The following is a 23,005-nucleotide window of genomic DNA, read 5'->3' as shown; positions in this document are numbered from 1 at the left end:
CGCGGGGCGGCGGCCGGGGCGGTTGAGGGCTGCTCCAAGCCTACTAGGCCGCGTCTTCGGGGACGGTGCTGCGGCGGGCCGGAGCCTGGACCGGGGCGTCGTGTTACGTGGCCGGCGCCCCGCCGTTCCGCCGGGCCCTGGCTGCCACCCGGGACAGCGTTTGGGCAATGTTGTCCGCCGTGGCGGCGCTACCGCCGCTCACCGCGAGCCGGTGCCCGTCCGAGCGGTCGATGACCACAGCCGGGCCGCTGCTGACCAGCAACGCGGTCGTGTTGCCGTGGATGCGGTAGCCCCACCCGCCGTAGTCCGCCGCCGTGACGTCCCTGGGCGTGGCGGCGTCGATGGCCGCGGCTGGAACATTCATGACCCGCACGAAACCTGCCACGAAGACCCGCAGACCACTCCGGTCAACCCGGATCCGGGCCACCAGGAACGCCGCCGCCACCAGGGCCGCGGCCACCAGGAGGGCAGAGACCCACGGCACGGCAATGGTGAAGAGGGCCGCGGGCAGGAGCGTCGCAATGCCAAGCATGACGAAGATCGAACTGCGGGCGTGGACCCAGAGGCTGACGCGGTCCCTGGCCAGGTCCGGATCCCGTTCGCTCTCGAGGGCCTGCCGCATGCCGAGGTCGTCATCGACAGACCAGCGCTCGTCTGCCTTGAAGACCATGCCCATGACGAAGCCCATGGCGAGGGCTGCACCGCTTCCCAGGGCCAGGACCGAGGCGTCCACATGCGAGCCCCGCGCGTCGGGCAGTCCCAACTGCCCCACGAGGGCGGCGGCGAGGACGGTGGTGATGAAGAGGCTCATGGCAAACCCGGCGCCCATCATGATCCGGCGCATCATCACGGGCCGTGACAGCGGCACGGCCTGCAGCAGCACGGCCCAGCCCACCGCCACAATCAGCGCGGCACTGGCGCCCACGAAGGCGGTGAACGGCGCGAAGTCGGCGGCGCCGGCGTCGGTCCAGCGGACGGCCAGCGGCTCGGGCAGATCCGGGCGCAGCAGCAGCGCGCACACCACGAATCCGGCCGCCAGCATCACGGGGAACCCGATGGCAAAACGCATGGCCCTGACATCGACCGAGTCCCGAATCTTTCCCATGCTCCCAACGCTACCCCGGCCGGACCGTCAGGCATCCGGGGACATGCGCGCAGGTCAGGAGGTCGCGAGGAGGGAAATATCGGATCAGTTCCGTTGTCCAGGACCCGAACCTCTCCTACGAGCAAGTAAAGATCGCGATTCAGTACGACGGCGGGCATCACTCCAGTCCAGCCCAGCGTCGCAGCGACACCTTCCGGGGTGAGGAGACCAGGGATGCCGGGCGGCGCGTCTCGAATTGACCCAATGGCCCACCTGACACGAATGGCCGCTAAGGGTGTCCCGTAACGACCATCTGCGGCAATCGACGGAGAGAGTGCTGGCGGAGCTCAGGGAAAGCATCAGGATCGAAGGTCAAGCGCCCTCGGGCAGACCACGGGCCCGGTTCCGAAAGTCCGTGCCCGAGGCCCGCGGCTGCAGCGACACTGCTCAGTTCCCGCCACGCCATGCCGCGCCGCCCAACCGCACTCGCCTGACGCGAATGGCCGCTAAGGGCGTCGGCGCAGAGGCCTTTCATGGCAAATTGTCGTCTGGGCAGAGGCTTTGGGCCGGACACTGTGACCGGGCTAACTTGCCACGGGCCACTGACGTGAAAGAATAATTTCACAGTATCGCCGGCGGCTGCGGCCGGCCGGCAGTATCCATCTTCTTCTGGAGGCCCCTTTGCCCGGTATGAACCTCACCCGCGCCGAAGCCCGCGAGCGCGCCGCCCTGATCGACGTCGAGTCCTACGAGGTCAGCCTCGACCTCACGCGCGGCGAGAAAGTCTTCGGGTCCACCACGGCCGTGAAGTTCGCGGCCAAGCCGGGATCTTCGACCTTCATTGACGCCGTGACCCACGCGGTGCACAGCGTGAGCCTCAACGGCCGCGAACTCGATCCGGCCGAGGTCTCCGACGGCGTCCGGATCCAGCTCCCGGACCTGGAAGCCGTGAACGAGCTCCTCGTGGTCGCCGACGCGCCGTACATGAACACCGGCGAGGGCCTGCACCGCTTCGTGGATCCGGTGGACAACGAGGTCTACCTCTACACCCAGTTCGAGGTCCCGGATTCGCGGCGAATGTTCGCCGTGTTCGAACAGCCCGACCTCAAGGCCAGCTTCACGTTCACCGTCACCGCGCCCTCGCACTGGGACGTGGTCTCCAACTCCCCCACGCCGGTGCCTGTGGAAACCATCCCCGGCGCGGACGGCGGCGCCCGCTCCGTCTGGGAGTTCACGCCCACGCCGCGGCTCTCCTCCTACGTCACCGCGCTCATCGCCGGGCCGTACCAGTCGGTGCGCAGCGAGGTCACGTCCGCCGAGGGCCGGGTCACCCCGCTGGGCATCTTCGCCCGCAAGTCCCTCATGCAGTACCTCGATGCGGACAACATCTTCGAGCTCACCCGTCAGGGTTTCGAGTTCTTCGAGGCCCAGTTCGGCTGCCCGTACCCGTTCGAGAAGTACGACCAGCTCTTCGTGCCGGAGTTCAACGCCGGCGCCATGGAAAACGCCGGGGCGGTCACCATCCTGGAAGGCTACGTCTTCCGCGGCAAGGTCACCGACGCCCAGGTGGAGCGGCGCGCCATCACCGTGCTGCACGAGCTCGCGCACATGTGGTTCGGCGACCTCGTGACGATGCGCTGGTGGAACGACCTTTGGCTCAACGAGTCCTTCGCCGAATACATGTCCCACCTGGCCGCCGTGGAGAACACCGAGTTCGACCACGCCTGGACCACGTTCGCCTCCGTGGAGAAGTCCTGGGCCTACCGGCAGGACCAGCTGCCCACCACCCACCCGATCTTTGCCGAGATCAACGACCTCCAGGACGTCGAGGTGAACTTCGACGGCATCACCTACGCCAAGGGCGCCTCGGTGCTGCGCCAGCTCGTCGCCTGGGTGGGCCCGGAGGAATTCATGGCCGGCGTGCGCGAGTACTTCAGCAAGCACGCCTGGCAGAACACGGAGCTCAGCGACCTCATGGCCGAACTCGAGAAGGCCAGTGGCCGCGACCTCGAAAAGTGGGGGCAGCTGTGGCTGGAGACCGCCGGCGTCAACACCCTGACGCCGGAGATTTCGGCCGACGCCGACGGCACCATCGGTTCCTTCGCCATCGTGCAGTCGGCGATCGAGAGCGAGCCGACACTCCGCCCGCACCGCCTCGCCGTCGGCTTCTACAATCTCAACGGCGCCGGAAAGCTGGAGCGCGTGCACCGCGAGGAGCTCGACGTCGACGGCGAGCGCACCGAGGTTCCCGCCCTGGCCGGCCTTGCCCGGCCGGACCTGATCCTGCTCAACGACGATGACCTCGCCTACGCCAAGGTCCGCCTGGATCCGCAGTCCCTCGCCACCGCCACGGCCCATTTGAAGGACTTCAGCCAGAGCCTCCCCCGCACCCTCGTCTGGGGCTCGGCCTGGGACGCGGCGCGCGACGGCGAATCCCCGGCCCGCGGGTACGTGGACCTGATCCTGGCCAACATCGCCGAGGAATCCGATTCCTCCGTAATCCTGGTCCAGCTCCGGCAGCTCGCCACCACGCTTTCCTTCTACGTGGCCGAAGAGCACAAGGAGGCCACCACGGTGGCCGCGACCGACAGGCTGTGGGACCTCGCCTCGGCCGTGCCTGCCGGCTCGGACGCCCAGCTGCAGTTCGTGAAGTCCTACGCCCTGCTGGCCCGCAGCGCCGGGCAGCTGGACACGGTGTCCGGGCTGCTGGACGGCTCGCTCACCCTGGCCGGGCTGAGCGTGGACCAGGACCTGCGGTGGGAGCTGCTGGCGTCCCTCGTGGCAGGCGGCCGCGCGGGACAGGAGCGGATCGACGAGGAACTGGAGCACGACAACACCTCCAACGGCCAGAACGCGGCGGCCTTGGCCAAGGCGGCCATCCCGACGCCGGAGGCCAAGGCCGAGGCGTGGGAATCGATTGTGGTCAAGGGCGATCTGTCCAACGCCCTGCAGGGTTCCGCGGTGGCCGGGTTTACCCGGGTCCTGGACACGTCCCTGCTGGAGCCGTACGCCGAGAAGTACTTCGAGGCTGTTCCGGGAATCGTGGCCAACCGCACCCACGCGCTGGCCTCGCAGATCGTCGTCGGCCTCTACCCGGCCCAGCTGACCACGCAGGCCACCGTGGACCGCACGGATGAGTTCCTGGCGTCGCTGCCGGAGGACAGCTCCGCGCTGCGCCGGATGATGCTGGAGAACCGCGACGGCGTGGCCCGCTCCCTGCGGGCCCGCCAGGCCGACGTCGACTAAGACCCCGGCAACCGCAGCCCCCTGCAATCCTGGAACCCCGGCGCCGCCCCGTGCGGCGCCGGGGTTCCGTCGTTCTAGACTGGCCGCATGAGCCTTGACGAGCACCGCTACGCGCTGACTGTCCGCTGGACCGGGAACCTCGGGGACGGGACGTCCTCCTACCGCGGCTATTCACGGGATCACGACGTCGAGATCCCGGGGCTGCCGGTGCTGCACGGCTCTGCCGATCCCACCTTTCACGGCGATCGCCAGCGATACAACCCGGAACAGCTGCTTCTTGCCGCGCTGTCCCAGTGCCACATGCTCTCGTTCCTGCATGTGGCCGTGAAGCACGGCGTGGTGGTGACCGCCTACGAGGACCGGGCTGAAGGCCTGATGCGCACCAACCGGGACGGCAGCGGGCAATTCGAATCGGTCACGCTGAAGCCGACGGTGACGGTGGCGGAACCGGCAGCCCCGGAACTCCTGGAGGAGCTCCACGCCGAGGCCAACAAGGTCTGCTTCATCGCCCGCAGCATGAACTTCCCGGTGCTGCACGAGCCCACGGCCGTGGTGGCGCAGGCCTGACCCCCCCTTCCGGCGAACTTCCCCGGGCAGGCGTACTGCCCCGGTTCAGGCGTACTGCTCCCGGTAGGCGGCAAGGACCTTCTGTTCCGTCCCGGCCGCCAGTCCGGCCTTCCGCTCCCGGCCCAGGCCGCGCCGGCGTTCGTCCTCGAGGGTGTCGCGCAGGGTCTGGGTCCAGGGCCGCAGCCGCAGCCCGGCAGCACGTGCGGCGCCGTTGCTCCGGGCAGAGAAGCCCTCGTGGCCGGTCGGCAGCCACAGCGGCAGCGAATCGGGGCCGGCCCAGTAGTTCACGCCGTGCGCTGCAAGCCACTCGCCCGGGGCGGCCACGACGTCGGCTTTCGTTCCGGTGAGCTCCCGGCACGCTGCCAGATAGGCGGCAAACGATACGGCCTCGCCGACGGCGTTCAGGGCGCCGGTGACCTGTGTCTCCGCCGCAGCCACCACCCAGGCCGCGAGGTCACGGACATCGATAATTTGGGTGGAGTCTGCGGGAATGTCCGGGACCAGGACGGGATCATGGTCCCTGGCAAAGCGGGCCGGCCAGTAGCCGTAGCGGTCCGAGCCGTCGCCGGGCCCGCCAATCAGGCCGGCCCGGCAGAGGTGCGCCCTGTCCCCGGCCAGCTCCCGGGTCCAGGACTCAATCGCGGACTTGGCTTCGCCGTAGTTGTCCATGGTCAGTTCCGTGCCCGAAGCCAGCGGCGGGAGCACCTGCGCATCTTCTCCGGCGCCGGCAACTGAATGGTCCGCGTAGACCGAGCAGCTGGAGATGAACGTCCAGTGCCTGGCCGAGCCCGCCAGCGCCTCAAGTGCCTCGCGGGCCTGCACAGGATCCCGCGAGACGTCGATCACGGCATCCCAGCCGGCGTCGTCGGAACCGCCGTCCACCGGCGCGTAGGCGCCCTTCCCCTCCGAGCGGTCCGCCCGAACCCACGTGGCTCCGGCGGGCGGGGCGGAAATTGTCCCGCGGGCCAGGCAGGTCACGTCATGGCCGGAAATCAGGGCCTGTCGGGCTATTTCGGCTGAGAGGAAGGCTGTGCCGCCAAGGACCAGGATGCGCATGGGGCCACGCTACGGCGCTAATGTTGAATGAGACCAGAGTGTTATGCGCCCGGCGAACGCCAGCACGGGAATACCGAAACGCAGAGAACAACTTCAAGGAGCAAGCCCCACCGATGTACAGCATGACAACCGCCGAGCCCATTACGCCGCCGGACATATCGGCAGTCAACCTGCCGGGCGTCCTCATCAGCATCGGAGTCGGCGTTGCGGTGTGGCTGGTGGCATCCTTCCTGATCGGCGGGATCGCCAAGCGCGTCGCGGCAGGAACGTCTTTCTTCAAGAAGCCGCACTTCCGCTGGGCGGCTCCGGCGCTGCGGGCGCTGGATCACGAACGCCGGGAGCAGCGCGCCAACACCATCGGCGCACTGCTCAGGAGCGTGGTCGGCGTCCTGATCGCCGCCCTCACCATCATGTACGTGCTCAAGAACCTGAACGTGGACATTGCACCGCTGTTGACCAGCGTCGGTATCCTCGGTATCGCCATCGGCTTCGGCGCCCAGCAGCTGATCCGCGACTTCCTGGCCGGCATCTTCATCACTCTCGAGGACCAGTACGGCATCGGCGACATCATCGAGACCTCCGAGGTGGTGGGCGTCGTGGAGTCCATGAACCTGCGCATCACCCGGGTCCGGGCCGACGACGGCACCATCTGGTACCTGCGCAATGGCGAAATCCTGCGCGTGGGCAACCGCTCCCAGGGCACCTACGTTCCGCCGGAGGCACCCCCGGCGGACGAGCCCGACAACGCGCACCCGCAGCAGGCCGGAGAATAGAGACATGACGATTCCCAGCGCCGGCGAACCAAGCCAGCCCAGGCAGCTGCTGCAGAACGATCCGTTCAGCCAGCCCGGCTACACCGACAACTTCTACGACGCCGTTGGCGGCCACGAGACCTTCGTGAAGCTCATCGACGTCTTCTACGACGGCGTCGCAACCGATCCGCTGCTGCGCGCCATGTACCCGGAAGAGGACCTCGGCCCGGCCAAGCGGCGCTTCCTCATGTTCCTGGAACAGTACTGGGGCGGGCCCACCACGTATGGCGAGGAGCGCGGGCACCCGCGGCTGCGGATGCGCCACATGCCGTTCCGCGTGACGCCGGAGGCCAAGGAACGCTGGCTGTTCCACATGCGGGCCGCCGTGGACTCCCTGGAGCTTCCGCCCTTGTACGAGGGAACGCTCTGGGACTACATGGACCGTGCGGCCCTCTCCATGGTGAACAGCCCCTCGGAGGCCTGAACGCGGGCGTGGGCCGGGAGCGTCCTGCAGCCCGGTACTACAGCCCGGTACCGGTCCGGACCAGCACGTGGCCGCGGGTGCCGCTGACCCGGAACCAGCGACCGGCACGGTAGAGGTTCTGTTCGCCGTCGGCCAGGAAGCCCAGGGTGAGGGCGGCGAACGCGGCGCCCGCCGGCAGGCCGCCGGCATCGGGCAGTTCCCGGCCCCAGACACTAGCCCTGGCGTTGTTGACGATCAGCGCACCCGGCTTGTCCGGGATGATCGCGGCGATTTCCCGGATGCCGGCCTCTGCGGCGTCCCGAAGGACGGTGTCCGGGAGGGTGCCGAGCTGCTCCCAGCCGGCCCGCGGCGCCCCGATCCCGGCCCACGACTCGCTGACGGTCACCGGCGGAACGGGAAGCTCGACGTCGTGCTCCCCCGCCCGGGCCAAACGGTCCAGCACGGCGGACAGGGGCACTGTCACGTCGGTGTCCGCCGGCTGTGCCAGCGCCATGGTCCGCAATCCCAGGATGGTGGGGGTGGATTCGCCCAGGAGCCGAGGCCGCAGGACGCAGACGTAGGCGGCCAGGACCGGGCCCGAGGCCTGGAGCCGAATGGCGCCGTCGTCAATGGATTTGGCGCGCGTGGCGAAGGTGCGCAGGTCAGCGAGGTCGCGGGGATCGGTGAACTGCAGGGGCTGGGTTAGGACATCAGACACACTACCGACTCTACCGGCTGCGCTTCTTTGGAGCGGCGCGCGCCGCCGTCTAGAGTCAGACCATGACTGAAGCCGAAGCCGGACTGCTGGGGCTCCCGACCCAGGACCCCACCTCCTCGCTCATCCAACTCCTCAACCTCGGCGAGCTCGAGGGCGCGCGGACAGACGAGGACATTTTCATGGGCCCCTCCCAGCAGCAGCCCCGGCACCGCGTCTTCGGCGGCCAGGTGCTGGCGCAGTCCCTGATCGCCGGCAGCCGCACCGTCGACCCGGACCGCAGTGTGCACTCCATGCACGGATACTTCCTCCGGCCGGGTGACGCCAACAAGCCGATCACCTTTGGGGTGCAGCGCTTGCGCGACGGCCGGTCCTTCTCGGCCCGCCGGGTCCACGCCTACCAGGAGGGCATGCCCATCCTGTCGATGATCGCCTCCTTCCAGGCCGAGGACGAAGGGATCGAGCACCAGTCGGAGATGCCCGCCGGGATCCCGGACCCGGAATCGCTGCCCAGCACCGCCGACCTGCTGGGCAAATTCGATCACCCGGTGGCCCGGCACTGGGCCTTCGAGCGGCCCTTCGATATCCGCCACGTTGACCCGGCGCTGTATGTCTCGGCGAAGGGGCCCAAGGAGGCGCGCAACGCCGTCTGGATGAAGACGTTCGGGCCGATGCCCGACGACGCCGGCGTGCACCGGGCCGCCCTGGCTTACGCAAGTGATTACACCCTGCTGGAATCCATTCTCCGCAAGCACGGGATGAGCTGGATTACGCCCGGGATGTCCGTGGCCAGCCTGGACCACGCGATGTGGTGGCACCGGCCGGTCCGGGTCGACGAATGGCTGCTGTACGTCCAGGAATCCCCCAGCGCCCAGGGCGCGCGGGGACTGGCCACCGGCAAGATCTTCAGCCGGGACGGCCGGCACGTGGCAACGGTGGCGCAGGAAGGCATGGTCCGCGTCCCGAACGACCTGCCGAGCAAAGTCAAGGGCGCCGTCCAGTCCAAGGTGCTGCAGCACCAGATGCGCAAGGCCGAGCGCGGCTAGGACACGGCAGGAACACGCAAAAAGCCGGCTCCCCGCGGGGAGCCGGCTTTTGCGTGTCCGCGGCGCTGTAAGCCTGGGGCTTAGTCGCGGGTGAGGCGGCGGTGCGTTACGCGGTGCGGCTTGGCCGCATCCGGGCCCAGGCGCTCCACCTTGTTCTCCTCGTAGGACTCGAAGTTGCCCTCGAACCAGTACCACTTGGACGGGTTCTCCTCGTCGCCTTCGTAGGCGAGGATGTGGGTGGCCACCCGGTCCAGGAACCAGCGGTCGTGCGAGACGACGACGGCGCAGCCCGGGAATTCAAGCAGGGCGTTTTCGAGGCTGCTGAGGGTTTCGACGTCGAGGTCGTTCGTCGGTTCGTCGAGGAGCAGCAGGTTGCCACCCTGCTTGAGGGTCAGCGCGAGGTTGAGGCGGTTGCGCTCACCGCCGGAGAGCACCCCGGCCTTCTTCTGCTGGTCCGGGCCCTTGAAGCCGAAGGCGGCCACGTAGGCGCGGGACGGCATCTCGACATGGCCGACCTGGATGTAGTCGAGCCCGTCGGACACGACTTCCCACAGGGTCTTGTTCGGGTCAATGCCGCCGCGGCTCTGGTCGGCGTAGGAGATCTTGACCGAATCGCCGATCTTCAGTTCGCCGCCGTCGAGCGGTTCCAGGCCCACGATGGTCTTGAAGAGCGTGGACTTGCCGACGCCGTTGGGGCCGATGACGCCGACGATGCCGTTGCGGGGCAGGCTGAAGGACAGCCCGTCGATCAGGGTGCGGTCATCGAAGCCCTTCTGGAGCTCCTTGGCTTCCAGCACGAGCCCGCCGAGGCGCGGTCCCGGCGGGATCTGGATCTCTTCGAAGTCAAGCTTGCGGGTGCGGTCCGCCTCGGCAGCCATTTCCTCGTACCGGGCCAGACGGGCCTTCGACTTGGTCTGGCGTCCCTTGGCGTTGGACCGGACCCACTCGAGTTCCTCGGACAGGCGCTTGGCCTGCTTGGCGTCCTTCTTGCCTTGGACTTCCAGGCGGGCGCGCTTCTTCTCCAGGTACGTGGAGTAGTTGCCCTCGTACGGGTAGAGGTGGCCGCGGTCCACCTCGGCGATCCACTCGGCCACGTGGTCAAGGAAGTAGCGGTCGTGGGTGACGGCCAGGACGGCGCCGGCGTAGCTGGAGAGGTGCTGTTCAAGCCACAACACGCTCTCGGCGTCGAGGTGGTTGGTGGGCTCGTCGAGCAGCAGCAGGTCCGGCTTTTGCAGCAGGAGCTTGCACAGGGCGACGCGGCGGCGCTCACCACCGGAGAGCAGCGTGACGTCGGCATCGGCCGGCGGGCAGCGCAGGGCGTCCATGGCCTGTTCCAGCTGGGAATCGATGTCCCAGGCGTCGGCGGCGTCGATCGCCTCCTGCAGCTGTCCCATTTCCTCGAGGAGGGCATCGTAGTCAGCATCGGGGCTGGCCATTTCCTCGGAGATCTCGTTGAAGCGCTGGATCTTGCCGTAGATTTCCCCGACGCCTTCCTGGACGTTGCCCAGGACGGTCTTGTCTTCGTTCAGCGGCGGCTCCTGCAGCAGGATGCCTACCGTGTAGCCGGGGCTGAGCCGGGCCTCGCCGTTGGAGGGAGTGTCCAGGCCTGCCATGATCTTGAGAATGGTGGACTTACCGGCACCATTCGGGCCGACAACGCCAATCTTGGCCCCCGGGAAGAAGGACATGCTCACGTCATCGAGGATGAGTTTTTCGCCGACAGCCTTACGGGCCTTGGTCATTGTGTAGATAAATTCCGCCATGCCTACAAATCTAGTGGTTCGGCCGGGATAACTCACATTCCGTGAGCGCCCGACGCGCCCCTCGACGAGCCGGTTGCCGGCGCCCTCGCCGCCGCCCTGGCTCTGGCGGTCGCCCCCCCGCCCTTGCCTCAGCGACCCGGGTTGCCCCCGCAGCCGTGCCCCGCCGGGACTGTTCGGCTCAGTCCCGGACGCCCACGAGGCAGCCGCCGGAGGCCAGGCCCGGCAGCATGCTGACGGCGACGCTGCCGTTGCGGATCTGGGCAACGATGCAGTTGCCGCCGTCGCGCACGGCGGCCTCCACGGCGTCGGCGGCCAGTCCGGTGGGCGTCCGGGCGGCCGTCACTTCCACGGCGCCGGCCGATATTCCGGCGTCAATCAAGGCGGTGCGGATGCGGTCCGTCCGGGGCTGGTCCCCGGCGCCGACCGCGGCCTTCAGGGCCGCCTCCACCGTGGATTTCAGCTCGTGGCCGGCCGTCTGGGCCCCGCCGGCGGGAGTTGGCGCGATCGGCGAAGGGGACGCGGCGAGCGGCGTGCGTTCAGAAGCTGCAGATCCGGCGGCTGCGGGTTCGGGGGCTGCAGATCCGGCGGCTGCGGATCCGGGGGCTGCAGATCCGGCGGCTGCGGATCCGGTGGCTGCAGATCCGGTGGCCGCGGATCCGGTGGCCCCGGTTCCACTGCCGCCGGCCGGCATCGAGCAGGCGGAAGCTGCGAGCAGCAACAGCACGGTTGCGGCCACCGGAGCGGCCAGCATCCGCCAACCGCCCCGACGACGGCCCCGACGGCTGACCTGACGGCCGCGGCGGCGGCCGCCACCCGCGGCGGGGGCAGCCGCCGCCCGTCCGGCACTGATCCTGGCGTTTAGCACCCGGCAATTCTGACACGCGGTGATGTCCCGTTCCGGTGCATACCTCGGCCTGGGCCCCCGGGCATCAGGCCGCGGCCCCTTTCAGTTCGCCGGTTTCCTGGTCCACCACCTCTTCCTCTCCGCTCGCGTCATCGATGAACGTCCCGTGGTGCTCGGCACCGCCGTCCCCGCCTGCATCCCCTTCTTCGGCCTGCTGGGAGTCGCCGTCCCCGGTGCCGGCAGCACCCGGGGCGCCGGGCACGGCGGCCGCCTGGCTTCCGGCCGCGGCGGAGCGCGTGAAGTTGGCGGAGCCCCACATGAGGTCGTGGCCGACGGACTCCGCATTAATTTCGGCGTCGTGGTAGACCCTGCCGTCTTTTTCCCAGCTGCGCATCTTCAGCCTGCCAACGACGATGACCCGCTGGCCCTTCTTGATGCTGCAGCCGATGTTGCCGGCCAGTTGCCGGTAGCCCTGGACCGTGAACCAGTTGGTGTTGCCGTCCACCCAGGTGCTGGATCCGCGGTCGTAGCGGCGCTCGGTGGCGCCGAGCCGGAAGTTCGCCGTAGCCACGCCACCGGGGGTGGTCGCACTTCTGATCTCCGAGGCGACGAAGCCACGGACCGTAATGTTGTCACTCATTCTCATGTCCTGTCTCGAATTGTCGTGCCCAGCCGGGCAGTTCCAGCATCCCGCCGGGGCTATCAGCCGGGGAGGGGCGGACTGTGCCATGTGGAAAACCCGCCGCCGGCGGCAAATGCCGGGGCCGTGTTGGGGAGTGGTCCGGCCGCAGGACAGGCATTCGGCCGGCATTGACCCCCACCGGCCGTCCGGCACTGTAAACTTTTTGAGGCGTCCCCGGCAGCAGCCGGTGGGCACCAGCGTGCCCCAGTAGCTCAGGGGATAGAGCAGCGGCCTTCTAATCCGCCGGTCGGGGGTTCGATTCCCTCCTGGGGCACAAGAAAAGCGGCTCTGACCTGCACACACGCAGTCAGAGCCGCTTCCTTTTTCAGCCGGAACGTCAGATCCACTTGTTGTGCTTGAACGTCAGGTACAGGATCCCGCCCATGCCGATCATGAGCGCCAGTGCCATCGGATAGCCGAAGATCCAGTTGAGTTCAGGCATATCGTGGAAGTTCATGCCGTAGATCGACGCGATCAGCGTCGGGGCGAACAGGATGGCCGCCCATGAGGAGATCCGCTTGACCTGCTCGTTTTGGGCGAAGCTCGACTCCGTCAGGAGCCGCATCTCGTCGTTCTGCCGCTGGGCGACGAGGGCTGCGTTGACGGCCAGCGCGTTTTGCAGAAGCGCCCGGAAGGCAGACACCCGCTCCCCCAGCCTGATGGCGTGGTCCAGGACGTCGCGGAAATGGTCCTGCAGTTCGGGGTCCGGCACCCCGTCCGGTCCGCTGCCCATGAGGGTCTGCAGGATTCCGGCCAGGGGGGCCGTCGCCCGCTGGAACGTGATGACCTGGCGGGAGAGTTCATAGATCCGGCGCGACACCCCGGGGTCGGCGGCGAACAGGTCATCTTCGATCTCATCGATGTCGTTTTCCAGGCCCGCGGCAACCGGCTCGTACTCGTCCACCACCTGGTCCAGAATCGCATACAGCACCGCGTCCGGGCCCAGCGCCAGGAATTCCGGTTCGGACTCCATGCGCCGGCGCACCCGGGCCAGGTCGGGCGACTCGGCCCGCCGGACAGTCACCACGAAGTCCGGGCCGGCGAACACGTGGATCTCGCCGAATTCGACCTTCTCCACCTCGTCCAGGTACCGGGCGGGCCGCAGCACCAGGAACAACGTCTCCCCGTAGTGCTCCAGCTTTGCGCGCTGGTGGCCGGCGAGCGCGTCCTCCACGGCAAGGTGGCTCAGGTCGAATTCCTCCGCCACCGAACGCAGCTCGTCCGGGTCCGGCCGGTAGAGCCCGATCCAGGCCATGCCCTGGCGCTGCCGCAGGAGGAAATACGTCTCGTCGAGGTCTTCCGGGTCGGCGGTCCGGTGGCCGTCCACGTAAACGGCGTTGTCGACAATGGTCACGGCCGCGCCTCCTCTTCAAGGCTTTCCCTTGGCTGTGACGTTATACCGTGCCCGGGCCGGTGCCAACAGCCGCCCTTGCACGCCCTGAAGCCTGCGGGCGCTACCCTCTTTCCATGGGCGAAGCAGAACACCGGAGCCAGGCTGCCATTACCACCGCAGCTGCGGACTGGCCCGACGTCGAACGCCTCTTCGGCGTCCGCGGCGAACCGTCACGCTGCTGGTGCCGGTTCTTCGCGTTGACCGGCAGCGAATGGTCCGCTACGACTCCGGACCAGCGGAAGGTCCAGCTCCGGGACAAGTTCGACGGCGGCCGGCCCGCGCCGGGTGTGCTGGCCTACCGCGAGGGGGACCCGGTTGGCTGGTGCGCCGTCGAGCCGCGTGAGTGCTACCCGAGGATCCTGCGTTCGAAGGTGCTGGCCGCTGCCGCAAAGACAGCGCCGGACGCGTCAGCGTCTGAAGCCCCGGCGGCGGAGCATCCCTGGTCGGTCAGTTGTTTCGTCGTCGCCCCCGGCCATCGCCGGACCGGTGTGGCGGAGGCGCTGCTGGCAACCGCCGTCGAACACGCCTTCGCCCACGGCGCCACGGTGGTGGAGGGCTACCCGGTGGACCCCGCTCAGCGGCCCAAGGCGGGCCCGGCTGACCTCTATCACGGCACCTTGGGGCTCTTCGTGGCGGCCGGCTTCACGGTGGTCAGCGACGCGGTGCCGGGACGCGCCGTCGTCCGCCTGACGGCGCCCCCGCCTGGCGCCGGTAACAGCGCCGGCCGCGGCGCCGGCCGCGAGCACTAAGCCGAGTCCTCAGGCGGAGTCCTACGGCAGTGTCAGGATCACGGGCCCGGCGGCGGTGATGGCGACGGTGTGCTCGCTGTGCGCCGCGCGGCGGCCGCTCGCCGAGCGGAGGGTCCATTCGTCGTCGTCATGGTAGTAGTCGTCCTTGCGGCCGAGAATCAGCATCGGCTCAATGGCGATGACCAGGCCCTCGGTCAGTTTGATGCCCCGGCCGGGACGTCCGTCGTTGGGCACGTGCGGCTCGGCATGCATGGTCCGGCCGATCCCGTGGCCGCCGTGGTCGGCGAGCAGCCCGTAGCCTGCCCGGCGTGCCGCCCCGCCGATCGCGTAGGCCAGATCCCCCATCTTGTTCCCGATCCGTGCTGCTTCGATCCCCCGCGCCAGGGCCGCGTCCGTGGCCTCGATGAGGGCCTGGTCCGCAGGGTCGGCAGTTCCCACGACGAAGCTGACAGCCGCATCGCCGCACCAGCCGGCCAGGAACGCGCCGCAGTCCACGCTCAGGAGGTCCCCGTCCTGCAGCCGGTACTCGTTGGGGATGCCGTGCACAACGGCGTCGTTGACGGACGTGCAGATGACCCCGGGAAACGGGACCGACGCCCACCGCGGCCGGTAGTTCAGGAACGCCGGGGTGGCCCCGGCGTCGGCGATTGACGCCGCGGCGACCTCGTCGAGTTCCTTGAGCGAGACGCCGACGGCGGCGGCCTCCCGGACCCGCGCCAGCGTATTGGCCACCACCCGGCCCGCCTCACGCATCAGGGCGATCTCTTCGGGACTCTTGATCATGGACATGGGGTTTCCTTCCGACGCGGAGCCGCGGCTTGCTGGCTTCAACTCTAGGGCCCGCCGGTGGATGTCTACAGTGGCCCTATGGTCACCACTGAAGTCACCACGGAACTGATTGAAGCGATCCACCGCCAACTGCAGGCTGCGGCCGATCCAAGCCGCGCCGAGGGGGCGCAGGCCTACATGAAATCGCAGATGCCGTCCCTGGGCGTGCGGGTGCCCGAGGTCCGCAGGATCGTCAAGTCCGCAGCCGCGGCGCACCCTCCGGGCAGTCTTGCGGAACTGCAGTCAACCGTGCTCGCGCTGTGGCGGACCGCCGCCTGCCGTGAGGAACGCTATGCCGCGATCGACCTCACCGGGCTTAAGCTCGCCGCCGCGGAGCTCAGCATGCTCGCCGTCTACGAGGAAATCATCCGCACGGGAGCGTGGTGGGACCTGGTGGACGGGGTGGCGAACCGGCTGGGCGCGCTCTTGCAGGCCCACCGGGCAGAGCTGACGCCGGTGCTGGGGCGCTGGAGCACGGACGAGGACTTCTGGGTGCGGCGGGCGGCCATCACGGCGCAGCTGGGGGCGAAATCCGCCACTGACACGGCCCTCCTGGCAGCCGTGATCGAGGCCAACCTCAACGATCGGGAGTTCTTCATCCGCAAGGCGATCGGGTGGGCGCTGCGCCAGTACGCCAGGACGGATCCGGACTGGGTGCGGGCGTTCGTGCAGCAGCACTGGACGGATCTCAGCCCGCTGTCGCGCACGGAAGCGCTCAGGAACCTGGCCGCCTAGCCAGAACCAGCGCTAGATGATGGGCCGCGTCGTGACCGGCTCGTCCGACTTGCTGAACAGCTGCTTGGTCTTCGGGTCGAGGAAGATCAGGTACAGGGCAAACAGCAGGGCGATGATGGCCGCGGCGTTGCGTGCCAAAGCCAGCGCCAGGCCAAGGTCCGCGGTCTGCAGGTACGGGAAGACATCGAGCTGGTCCGAGATCGCGTACACCATGAAGAAAGACACGATGAAGTAGAGCGCCTTGACCTGCCAGTCGTCGCGGATGCCGGTCACGGCAAAGAGCGGGATGAGCCAGACGATGTACCAGGACTGGATCATTGGGGACAGGAGCACGACGGCGGCGAACGCCAGGGTGAGACGGCGCATCAGCCGGTCGTAATCACCGCGGAAGATCTGCCAGGCGACGATCCCGACGGCGAGCAGCTTGCCGGCGTCGAACGCCCATTTGGCCAGCCCCCAGCCGTCGAGGCCGAACGCGTTGGAGATGGAGGCCACGATCAGGCCCACCAGGCCAACGGGCGCGTACCAGATCCAGATGCTGCCCGGGGCGGAGAGCCCGTTGATCCAGCCGAAGCCGAAGCCATTGACCCGGCTCATGGCGTACAGCAGGGCCACGCTGAGGCCGGCCGTGAGCGCCCAGAAGACGAACTTGCGCGGCCAGCTGGCGCCCCTGCCCGCCCACAGCAGGCCGATGAATGGCAGGAAGACCACCGTGATCGGCTTGACCGAGATGGACAGCGTGACCAGCACGATGCCGAGGACGACCCGGCGCGTGGCGCAGTAGTAGAGGCCGGCCAGGGCAAGGCCGATCATGAGGGAGTCGTTGTGGACGCTGGCGATGAAGTTGGTGAGGAACAGCGGGTTCGCTGCGGTCAGCCACAGGGCCCGGTTGGGGTTCACCCCGTGGAGCTCGGCCAGTTTTGGCACGTAGACCACGCACAGGACCACGCCCACCAGCGCGGCCATCCGGAACAGCATGATGCTGCCTTCGGGGTGCACGTTGGTGGCCCAGACCACGAACTGTTCGATCCACAGGAACAGCTGCCCGTACGGGACCGGGGCTTCGGTCCACATCCTGTCGGCGCCGAGCTGGAAGTAGTTGGACAGCGCGGAGATGCCGTTTTCGTAGGGGTTGAAGCCCTCCACCATGAGCCGGCCCTGGCCGATGTACGCGTAGACGTCGCGGCTGAACAGCGGCACGGAGAACATCAGGGGCAGGCCCCAGGCCACCGTCGCCTGGAGCGTGGCCTTCCGGGCGCCGGCTCCCCAGACCCGGACGCGCTGGCCGAGCCGCAGCCAGGCGCGGACCAGCAGCATGCCGCCGAAGGCCAGCAGGACAATGGACAGGGCGACGCCGAAGGCCTCGGTGCGCATCCAGATGAACAGCGGAACGCGGCGGAGCTCGGACGCGGGGGCGAGCCAGCCGACCCCGATCGAACCGATCGTCATGAACAGTGATCCCAGAAACCCGGCAAGGATCGGGGACCGGGGGTTGTCGACGTCGCCGGCAGCGTCGTCCCGCGCCGGGCGCGATAAAAGCGAGCCCTGCGCGGGCCGGCCGGGCGCAGAGGGGCGGGACGGGGACGTGAGGGACGTACCGGCAGCCGTTTCCCCCGCCGCAGGCACAGGCGCCGTCATGTCAGGATCGTCCAATCTGTTGTGGGCAATAGTTCCGCCCACAGTCGGCCGAATTTCCGGCCCGGGGCGCCGCGTTCACGAAGTGAGTTGACGAATTAATTCGACGGCCGCGTATCCGAAATCCTAGCACCGGACGGCCCTGTGGCGTCGGAACGGTAGGCTGGGCGGGTGCCTATTACTAACGAACGCATCGTCTGGATCGACTGCGAAATGACCGGCCTGGACACCAAGAATGACGCCCTCATCGAGGTGGCCGCCCTGGTGACCGATTCGGAGCTCAACATCCTGGGTGACGGCGTCGACGTCGTGATCAAGCCCGACGACGCCGCGCTGGCCCAGATGAACGACTTTGTCCGCGACATGCACACGCGGTCCGGCCTCCTGGCGGAGCTGCCGCACGGCAAGACCATGGCCGAAGCGCAGGCCGCCGTGCTCGAGTACATCAAGAAGTGGGTGCCGGACCCGAGGAAGGCTCCGCTCGGCGGTAACTCCGTGGGCACCGACCGCGTGTTCCTTGTGCGCGACATGCCCGAGGTGGTGGAGCACCTGCACTACCGGGTGATCGACGTGAGCACCATCAAGGAACTCTCACGCCGCTGGTTTGCCCGGGCCTACTTCCAGTCCCCCGCCAAGATGGGCGGGCACCGGGCCCTCGGCGACATCAAGGACTCGATCGATGAACTCCGGTATTACCGCGAGGCCGTGTTTGTCCCTGCGCCAGGCCCGGACAGTGCCACAGCGCAGCGGATCGCCAAGCGCGTCATGGGCGGCGAAGACACCGGTCCTGCGGAAAACGAGCCGGCGGAAAAGTAATCTGCGCCACTTTTTGCTGAAATTTTGGCGAAAACCGCAAAAGTGGCAAAACCACCCCCGAACAACAGGTAAGCTATTTGTCGTTGCCTTTCCAGCCAGCCGGTTCGCCGGAGGGCCTGATACGGCACATGGTGGGCGTAGCTCAGTTGGCAGAGCGCCTGGTTGTGGTCCAGGAGGTCGCGGGTTCAACCCCCGTCGCTCACCCTCATGAAGGACGGCAGTGATTGTCCGACCTTTTCCAAAGGCCGCACCGGATATCCGGTGCGGCCTTTGTTGTCTGTACGGTTTTTTTGGTTTTGGGTCTGTGCAGTCGTCCCGGGATCTGTCGTTGGAAGGAAACGCAGTGAAGCGCAAGCTCTTTGAAGAAGACCACGAGATGTTCCGTGAGATGGCCGCCGAGTTCAACGTGCGCGCGGTTGCCCCTCACTACGCCAAGTGGGACGAGGACCACATGATGTCCCGGGACCTGTGGTCGACGGCCGGCGAGCAGGGTTTGCTGGGCCTGGCCGTGCCGGAGGATTTCGGCGGCATGGGGATGTCCGATTACCGCTTCCGGGCCGTGCTCGACGAAGAATTCGCCAAGAGCAACCATCTCGCTGTGGGCCTGGCGTTCCACCTGCACGACGACATGGTCCTCCCCCACCTGCTGGCCTACGGCTCCGATGACCTGAAGTCCCGCTGGCTGCCGGGCATGGTTTCTGGTGAGAAGGTCACCTCGGTCGCCTGGACCGAGCCGGGCGCCGGCTCCGATCTGCGCGGCATCCGCACCAAAGCCGTGCGCGACGGCGACGACTGGCTGATCAGCGGCCAGAAAACGTTCATCGGCAACGGCATCTCCGGCGACGCCTCGCTGGTCCTGGCCCGTACCGACGGCGGCACCGGACGCGGAAACCACGACTCGTTCTCGCTGTTCATGGTCCAGAAGGGCGAGGGCTACAATACCGGCAAGCAGCTGGACAAGATGGGCCTGAAAGCCTCCGACACGGCCGAACTGTTCTTCGACAACGTCCGTGTCCCGCACGCCGATCTTGTGGGCGAGGAAGGCAAGGGCCTGCAGTACGCCGCCGAGCAGCTCCCCCAGGGCCGCCTGGCGATCGCCGTGGCGAGCTCCGCCGTCGTGCGCGCCATGTACGAGGAGACCGTCCGCTACACGAAAGACCGCAACGCGTTCGGCGAGCGGATCATCGATTTCCAGAACAGCCGCTTCCAGCTCGCGGACATCCTCACCGAGGTCGAGGTCACCGAAGCGTACGTGGACCAGGCCATCCTGGCCTTCAACGCCGGGGAGCTCGACGCCGCCGGCGCTGCCCGCGCCAAACTGTGGGCTTCCGAGCGCGCCAAGTCCGTCACGGACCGCTGCCTGCAGCTGCACGGCGGCTACGGCTACATCATGGAATACCCGGTGGCGCAGGCCTTCCTGGCCGCCCGGCTGCTGACGATCTTCGGCGGCACCAACGAAATCATGCGCGACGTCGTCGGCCGCACCATCGCCGGCTGAGCTGCCGCGTCTCCAACAGCACCTGAGGAACCTTCCTGACATGACCGTCCTGCCCATCACGATCTGGGGCGAGCCCGTACTGCACCGCCGGGCCGCGGAAGTCGACGTCTTCGACGACGAGCTCCGCACCCTGATCGCCGACATGTTCGAGACCAATGACGCCGCCAACGGCGTCGGCCTCGCCGCACCCCAGGTGGGGGTCGGCAAGCGGCTCTTCGTGTACAAGTACGCCAACGACGACGGCGCCCCGCCCACCGGCGTCGTGGTCAACCCCGTCCTGACACTTTCCAAGGTCTCCGGCGCGCTGCCGGACCCCGACGAGGAAGAAGAAGGCTGCCTGTCCTTCCCCGGCGGCCAGTACCCGCTCAAGCGGGCCGAGTGGGCGAGGGTCCAGGGCTTCGACGGCGACGGGCAGCCGGTGGAATTCGAGGCGACCGGCTGGTTCGCCCGGGTCATCCAGCACGAGTACGACCATCTCGACGGCAAGCTCTACGTCAACCGGCTGATCGACCGCTATTCGCGCAAGGCCATGAAACAGGCCAAGCGCAGCGGCTGGGGCGTTCCCGGCCTGACCTGGATGCCGGGCGTGGATCCGGACCCGTTCGGCCACTGACCGCGCGGGGGGCCGGCTAGCTCCCCTGCGTGCGGTCGACGGCGGCCAGGATGTCGGCGCCGAGCTCGGCAGGCTTGGTGAACTGCGGCCAGTGCCCGGTGGGCAAGTCCACGTACTCGACGTCGCGTATCCGACCGAGTTCGGCCACGTATGGGTGGCCGCCGGCGATCATTTCCCGCAGCATCGAGGACGGGAATTCGCAGGCGATCACGGTGGCCGGAACGTCGAAGCGGCGTTCGTCCTTGAGCTGCTGCCGGTCCTGGGCCACGCCGCGGGGCTGCGGGATGGCGCGGGCGCGGAACATGCCGCGCAGGTCGTCGGTCAGGTCTGTGAGGTCCGCGTCCTCGAAGAGCTCCCACGGCGGCAGCGGCACGTCCTCGCCCTCGGCCGGGAGTTCATCATTGATGACCCCGCCCTCGCCCAGCGGACCGCTGTCCACGTAGATAGCTCGGGCCACCCGGTCCGGGCGGGCATCCACGGCGCCGTGGATGATGGCGCCGCCGCCGGAATGGCCCACCAGGACCACCGGCGCGTCGAAGGAATCGATCTTCGCCACGACGGCGTCGATGTGGGTGCGCAGGCCGATGCCTGCGCGCGGAGCGTCGGCCGACTCCAGGCCGGGGAGCGTCAGCGGGTAGACCTTGTGCCCGCCCGCGGAGAGCGGCGGGGTGACGTCCTCCCATGACGAGGCGTCCAACCAGAATCCGGGTACGAGGATGATGTCCATGCCGGTACCCTACCGGTCCAGTGCCAGGTCCACCACCTGATATGGGTCCTCACCTGGGACGATGTTGTGCATGGTAATGCGGGCGGCCGCGCCCGGGTGGATGTGGATCTGCCAGCCCCAGTCCGGGCCGCTGGGCGCCGCGTACGAGCCGTTGAGCCGGAGTACTCCGTCCTCGCCGACAGTCCCGGAGAACTGCATCAGGGCCTTGCCCGTGTGCCAGGAGTCCACCCACACGGCGGTGGCAGGGTCCTCGTCGGACGCGCCGCCGGCCAGGAGCAGCAGACCCTCCTGGGGGCTCGCGCCGTCTGACCAGGTGTAGGCAACGCTCGCGAAATGCGCCGCGGTCACCTCGACGGTGGCGGTGGCCACCGAATCCTCGTAATCGTCCGTGGGCATGATCCGGAGGCGGTTTGTTCCCTGCCAGCTGCCCAGCAGCGGCGTCACGTATTTCACAATGTCCATGCTGCAGTCTACAAACCAGCGTCAACCCGGAACGATCGTCTGCTGCCCCGGGCACGAGGCGAGGATCCGTTTCATCGCCTCCTTCTCTGCGGCCGTGACCCACAGCTGGTAGGCCGCCTTGACCGAAATCTGGCGGGCAACGTAGTGGCATCGGAAAGCCTTGTTAGGCGGCAGCCAGGTGGCGGCATCGGAGGCGCTCTTGTCATGGTTGGCGGGGCCGTCGACGGCGATCAGGTTGAGGGGGTCGTTGGCCAGGTGTTCGCGCTGCTGCGCGGTGAGCTGCTGGGCGCCCTTTTGCCATGCGTCGCCAAGCGCCACGACGTGGTCGATCTGCACTGCCGCACTCGTTTCGGGGCCGCGCCGGAACGCGATCATGCGGCCGGTGTACGGCTCCTGGAACGTGCCGCCAGCCACCTGGCACCGGGAACCACTGACGAATTCCGCGGCCGCCAGGTCCCGGCGGAGGATGTCGTTGCGCGTATCGCAGCCGTTGCGGTCGACGTCGAGCCAGGCCTGGCCGAAGGCGCTCCGGTCGTAGTTGTCCTTTGCCGACCGCCCCTTAACCGCGAGGGTATCGAGCACGCCGGCGGCGCTGCCCTCCGGCACGGACCGGACCGCCTCCACCGGCTTCATCCATCCCTCGGCAAGCACGGGGGCCTCGCTGGGACCCGGTGTCCGCGGCTCGGCGGCGGCAAACTGGCCGGCCGTGAAGAACCAGACCAGGCCGCCGAGGAGTGCCAGCGCGGCCGCGGCGAGCAGAAACCACGCCTGGCGGGATCGGCGCCGGGCGCGGCGGAATTCCGTCCAGGTGACGGTCATGAGGGCGGCCGCTGGCGGCGTTTTGACTGCACGCCCTGAGCCTACGCGGGTGCTCCGACACCCGGGCGGTTGTCCACAGTGTTGGGGACCGGTGGCGGTAAACGCCGTCGGCTATTGTTCCCGCGTGACGCGTTTCAGGTCTTGGTTGGCGAGGTCCAGCAGCGACTGGAGCTGGTTCACCCGGTCGTCGTTGACTTCACCGGCCTCGCGTTTGACCATTGCGTCGTCCAGTAGCCGCTTGGCTTCCTTCGCGTTGCGCCGTGCGACGTCCAGCGCGTGTTCCAGGGTGGTCTCGTGTTCAACAGCCGGGTTCTGTTCCATGGCACCATTGTGGTTCCCTTTCCCGACCGATTCCAGTGAACCGGCCGGGAAAAGGGGAACAAGTCCCGGTCAGGGACGTTTAGCCCGGGGGCTAGATGTACTGTCCCGGGACGTTGGTGACACGAGGGGATGATTTGTCGCAATAAGAGGACCTCCGGGTGTTGTGTGGTGCTTGTCGAGAGCTAACACAA

General features: G+C 68.0%; 23 protein-coding genes and 2 tRNA genes. 12 read left to right on the top strand and 13 right to left on the bottom strand.

Annotated features, from left to right (window positions below):
* Window positions 1–103: 103 nt before the first annotated feature.
* The gene (locus ACFVTM_RS22435; protein ID WP_390206387.1) at window positions 104–1,105 is read right to left on the bottom strand and encodes a hypothetical protein; all 1,002 of its coding nucleotides are present in this window, start codon (window positions 1,103–1,105) and stop codon (window positions 104–106) included.
* A 669-nt stretch (window positions 1,106–1,774) separates the two neighbouring features.
* Here ACFVTM_RS22435 and pepN point away from each other — a divergent pair.
* Window positions 1,775–4,330, top strand: coding sequence for an aminopeptidase N (pepN, locus tag ACFVTM_RS22430; protein ID WP_390206402.1), 2,556 nt, complete (start codon window positions 1,775–1,777; stop codon window positions 4,328–4,330).
* An 87-nt stretch (window positions 4,331–4,417) separates the two neighbouring features.
* Window positions 4,418–4,897, top strand: coding sequence for an OsmC family protein (locus tag ACFVTM_RS22425; protein WP_390206386.1), 480 nt, complete (start codon window positions 4,418–4,420; stop codon window positions 4,895–4,897).
* Between the two features lie 45 nt (window positions 4,898–4,942).
* Here the strand turns inward: ACFVTM_RS22425 and ACFVTM_RS22420 are convergent, their stop codons facing one another.
* Window positions 4,943–5,953: an epimerase gene (locus ACFVTM_RS22420; RefSeq protein ID WP_390206384.1), complete on the bottom strand. Its 1,011-nt coding sequence runs from the start codon at window positions 5,951–5,953 to the stop codon at window positions 4,943–4,945.
* 113 nt (window positions 5,954–6,066) lie between these two features.
* Here ACFVTM_RS22420 and ACFVTM_RS22415 point away from each other — a divergent pair, with 113 nt between their 5' ends.
* Together ACFVTM_RS22415 and ACFVTM_RS22410 are read left to right on the top strand one after the other, a co-directional pair.
* A complete protein-coding gene (locus ACFVTM_RS22415) occupies window positions 6,067–6,726 on the top strand; it encodes a mechanosensitive ion channel family protein (RefSeq protein ID WP_390206382.1) in 660 nt (219 codons plus the stop codon).
* A 4-nt stretch (window positions 6,727–6,730) separates the two neighbouring features.
* Window positions 6,731–7,189 (top strand): globin, encoded by a 459-nt coding sequence (locus ACFVTM_RS22410; protein ID WP_390206381.1) that lies wholly within the window; start codon window positions 6,731–6,733, stop codon window positions 7,187–7,189.
* Window positions 7,190–7,226: 37 nt separating this feature from the next.
* Here the strand turns inward: ACFVTM_RS22410 and ACFVTM_RS22405 are convergent, their stop codons facing one another.
* Window positions 7,227–7,886, bottom strand: a complete 660-nt coding sequence (locus tag ACFVTM_RS22405) for a hypothetical protein (protein WP_390206380.1) — start codon at window positions 7,884–7,886, stop codon at window positions 7,227–7,229.
* Window positions 7,887–7,948: 62 nt separating this feature from the next.
* On the opposite strand from ACFVTM_RS22405, the gene tesB reads away from it, so the two are divergent.
* Window positions 7,949–8,929: an acyl-CoA thioesterase II gene (gene tesB, locus ACFVTM_RS22400; protein ID WP_390206379.1), complete on the top strand. Its 981-nt coding sequence runs from the start codon at window positions 7,949–7,951 to the stop codon at window positions 8,927–8,929.
* A gap of 80 nt (window positions 8,930–9,009) precedes the next feature.
* On the opposite strand, the gene ettA is transcribed toward tesB, so the two are convergent.
* The 3 genes from ettA to ssb all read right to left on the bottom strand — a co-directional run bounded on the left by ettA (window position 9,010) and on the right by ssb (window position 12,176).
* On the bottom strand, window positions 9,010–10,692 hold the full coding sequence (gene ettA / locus ACFVTM_RS22395; protein WP_390206377.1) for an energy-dependent translational throttle protein EttA: 1,683 nt from the start codon (window positions 10,690–10,692) through the stop codon (window positions 9,010–9,012).
* 178 nt (window positions 10,693–10,870) lie between these two features.
* Window positions 10,871–11,557, bottom strand: coding sequence for a DUF6993 domain-containing protein (locus tag ACFVTM_RS22390; RefSeq protein WP_390206375.1), 687 nt, complete (start codon window positions 11,555–11,557; stop codon window positions 10,871–10,873).
* Window positions 11,558–11,621: 64 nt separating this feature from the next.
* On the bottom strand, window positions 11,622–12,176 hold the full coding sequence (ssb, locus tag ACFVTM_RS22385) for a single-stranded DNA-binding protein (protein ID WP_390206373.1): 555 nt from the start codon (window positions 12,174–12,176) through the stop codon (window positions 11,622–11,624).
* A 243-nt stretch (window positions 12,177–12,419) separates the two neighbouring features.
* Here ssb and ACFVTM_RS22380 point away from each other — a divergent pair.
* A tRNA-Arg gene (locus ACFVTM_RS22380) sits at window positions 12,420–12,492 on the top strand.
* A gap of 63 nt (window positions 12,493–12,555) precedes the next feature.
* On the opposite strand, the gene ACFVTM_RS22375 is transcribed toward ACFVTM_RS22380, so the two are convergent.
* A complete protein-coding gene (locus ACFVTM_RS22375; protein ID WP_390206371.1) occupies window positions 12,556–13,572 on the bottom strand; it encodes a magnesium and cobalt transport protein CorA in 1,017 nt (338 codons plus the stop codon).
* A gap of 113 nt (window positions 13,573–13,685) precedes the next feature.
* On the opposite strand from ACFVTM_RS22375, the gene ACFVTM_RS22370 reads away from it, so the two are divergent.
* A complete protein-coding gene (locus ACFVTM_RS22370; RefSeq protein WP_390206369.1) occupies window positions 13,686–14,360 on the top strand; it encodes a GNAT family N-acetyltransferase in 675 nt (224 codons plus the stop codon).
* A 21-nt stretch (window positions 14,361–14,381) separates the two neighbouring features.
* On the opposite strand, the gene map is transcribed toward ACFVTM_RS22370, so the two are convergent.
* Window positions 14,382–15,149, bottom strand: a complete 768-nt coding sequence (gene map, locus ACFVTM_RS22365) for a type I methionyl aminopeptidase (protein WP_390206368.1) — start codon at window positions 15,147–15,149, stop codon at window positions 14,382–14,384.
* 78 nt (window positions 15,150–15,227) lie between these two features.
* Here map and ACFVTM_RS22360 point away from each other — a divergent pair, with 78 nt between their 5' ends.
* Entirely contained in the window at window positions 15,228–15,923 is a 696-nt protein-coding gene (locus ACFVTM_RS22360; protein WP_390206366.1) for a DNA alkylation repair protein, read from the top strand.
* 12 nt (window positions 15,924–15,935) lie between these two features.
* On the opposite strand, the gene mptB is transcribed toward ACFVTM_RS22360, so the two are convergent.
* Window positions 15,936–17,561, bottom strand: coding sequence for a polyprenol phosphomannose-dependent alpha 1,6 mannosyltransferase MptB (mptB, locus tag ACFVTM_RS22355; protein ID WP_390206365.1), 1,626 nt, complete (start codon window positions 17,559–17,561; stop codon window positions 15,936–15,938).
* A 168-nt stretch (window positions 17,562–17,729) separates the two neighbouring features.
* Between mptB and orn the strand changes: the two genes are divergently transcribed.
* From orn to def, 4 genes are all read left to right on the top strand, one after another.
* Window positions 17,730–18,374, top strand: a complete 645-nt coding sequence (orn, locus tag ACFVTM_RS22350; RefSeq protein WP_390206364.1) for an oligoribonuclease — start codon at window positions 17,730–17,732, stop codon at window positions 18,372–18,374.
* 131 nt (window positions 18,375–18,505) lie between these two features.
* A tRNA-His gene (locus ACFVTM_RS22345) sits at window positions 18,506–18,578 on the top strand.
* A 139-nt stretch (window positions 18,579–18,717) separates the two neighbouring features.
* Window positions 18,718–19,872 (top strand): acyl-CoA dehydrogenase family protein, encoded by a 1,155-nt coding sequence (locus ACFVTM_RS22340; protein WP_390206362.1) that lies wholly within the window; start codon window positions 18,718–18,720, stop codon window positions 19,870–19,872.
* A gap of 40 nt (window positions 19,873–19,912) precedes the next feature.
* Entirely contained in the window at window positions 19,913–20,485 is a 573-nt protein-coding gene (gene def / locus ACFVTM_RS22335; protein WP_390206361.1) for a peptide deformylase, read from the top strand.
* A gap of 16 nt (window positions 20,486–20,501) precedes the next feature.
* Here def and ACFVTM_RS22330 read toward each other — a convergent pair whose 3' ends face one another.
* From ACFVTM_RS22330 to ACFVTM_RS22315, 4 genes are all read right to left on the bottom strand, one after another.
* Window positions 20,502–21,212, bottom strand: a complete 711-nt coding sequence (locus ACFVTM_RS22330; RefSeq protein WP_390206360.1) for an alpha/beta fold hydrolase — start codon at window positions 21,210–21,212, stop codon at window positions 20,502–20,504.
* 9 nt (window positions 21,213–21,221) lie between these two features.
* Window positions 21,222–21,674, bottom strand: a complete 453-nt coding sequence (locus tag ACFVTM_RS22325; protein WP_390206359.1) for a DUF1579 family protein — start codon at window positions 21,672–21,674, stop codon at window positions 21,222–21,224.
* A 21-nt stretch (window positions 21,675–21,695) separates the two neighbouring features.
* Window positions 21,696–22,493: an HNH endonuclease family protein gene (locus tag ACFVTM_RS22320; protein ID WP_390206358.1), complete on the bottom strand. Its 798-nt coding sequence runs from the start codon at window positions 22,491–22,493 to the stop codon at window positions 21,696–21,698.
* A 111-nt stretch (window positions 22,494–22,604) separates the two neighbouring features.
* The gene (locus ACFVTM_RS22315) at window positions 22,605–22,814 is read right to left on the bottom strand and encodes a hypothetical protein (RefSeq protein ID WP_390206356.1); all 210 of its coding nucleotides are present in this window, start codon (window positions 22,812–22,814) and stop codon (window positions 22,605–22,607) included.
* Between the last annotated feature and the right edge of the window lie 191 nt (window positions 22,815–23,005).

It is taken from the genome of Arthrobacter sp. NPDC058130, assembly GCF_042884475.1.
In the GTDB taxonomy this organism is placed as follows: Bacteria; Actinomycetota; Actinomycetes; order Actinomycetales; family Micrococcaceae; genus Arthrobacter.
Note: the sequence above shows the minus strand (reverse complement) of the source record. Positions and strands in the feature narration are given on the sequence as shown.

Bases quoted from the DNA above. Each gene is read 5' to 3' on its own strand.
- ACFVTM_RS22435 (WP_390206387.1), bottom strand. From the start codon at position 1,105: ATGGGAAAGATTCGGGACTCGGTCGATGTCAGGGCCATGCGTTTTGCC.
- pepN (WP_390206402.1), top strand. From the start codon at position 1,775: ATGAACCTCACCCGCGCCGAAGCCCGCGAGCGCGCCGCCCTGATCGAC.
- ACFVTM_RS22425 (WP_390206386.1), top strand. From the start codon at position 4,418: ATGAGCCTTGACGAGCACCGCTACGCGCTGACTGTCCGCTGGACCGGG.
- ACFVTM_RS22420 (WP_390206384.1), bottom strand. From the start codon at position 5,953: ATGCGCATCCTGGTCCTTGGCGGCACAGCCTTCCTCTCAGCCGAAATA.
- ACFVTM_RS22415 (WP_390206382.1), top strand. From the start codon at position 6,067: ATGTACAGCATGACAACCGCCGAGCCCATTACGCCGCCGGACATATCG.
- ACFVTM_RS22410 (WP_390206381.1), top strand. From the start codon at position 6,731: ATGACGATTCCCAGCGCCGGCGAACCAAGCCAGCCCAGGCAGCTGCTG.
- tesB (WP_390206379.1), top strand. From the start codon at position 7,949: ATGACTGAAGCCGAAGCCGGACTGCTGGGGCTCCCGACCCAGGACCCC.
- ettA (WP_390206377.1), bottom strand. From the start codon at position 10,692: ATGGCGGAATTTATCTACACAATGACCAAGGCCCGTAAGGCTGTCGGC.
- ssb (WP_390206373.1), bottom strand. From the start codon at position 12,176: ATGAGTGACAACATTACGGTCCGTGGCTTCGTCGCCTCGGAGATCAGA.
- ACFVTM_RS22370 (WP_390206369.1), top strand. From the start codon at position 13,686: ATGGGCGAAGCAGAACACCGGAGCCAGGCTGCCATTACCACCGCAGCT.
- map (WP_390206368.1), bottom strand. From the start codon at position 15,149: ATGTCCATGATCAAGAGTCCCGAAGAGATCGCCCTGATGCGTGAGGCG.
- ACFVTM_RS22360 (WP_390206366.1), top strand. From the start codon at position 15,228: ATGGTCACCACTGAAGTCACCACGGAACTGATTGAAGCGATCCACCGC.
- mptB (WP_390206365.1), bottom strand. From the start codon at position 17,561: ATGACGGCGCCTGTGCCTGCGGCGGGGGAAACGGCTGCCGGTACGTCC.
- def (WP_390206361.1), top strand. From the start codon at position 19,913: ATGACCGTCCTGCCCATCACGATCTGGGGCGAGCCCGTACTGCACCGC.
- ACFVTM_RS22330 (WP_390206360.1), bottom strand. From the start codon at position 21,212: ATGGACATCATCCTCGTACCCGGATTCTGGTTGGACGCCTCGTCATGG.
- ACFVTM_RS22325 (WP_390206359.1), bottom strand. From the start codon at position 21,674: ATGGACATTGTGAAATACGTGACGCCGCTGCTGGGCAGCTGGCAGGGA.
- ACFVTM_RS22320 (WP_390206358.1), bottom strand. From the start codon at position 22,493: ATGACCGTCACCTGGACGGAATTCCGCCGCGCCCGGCGCCGATCCCGC.
- ACFVTM_RS22315 (WP_390206356.1), bottom strand. From the start codon at position 22,814: ATGGAACAGAACCCGGCTGTTGAACACGAGACCACCCTGGAACACGCG.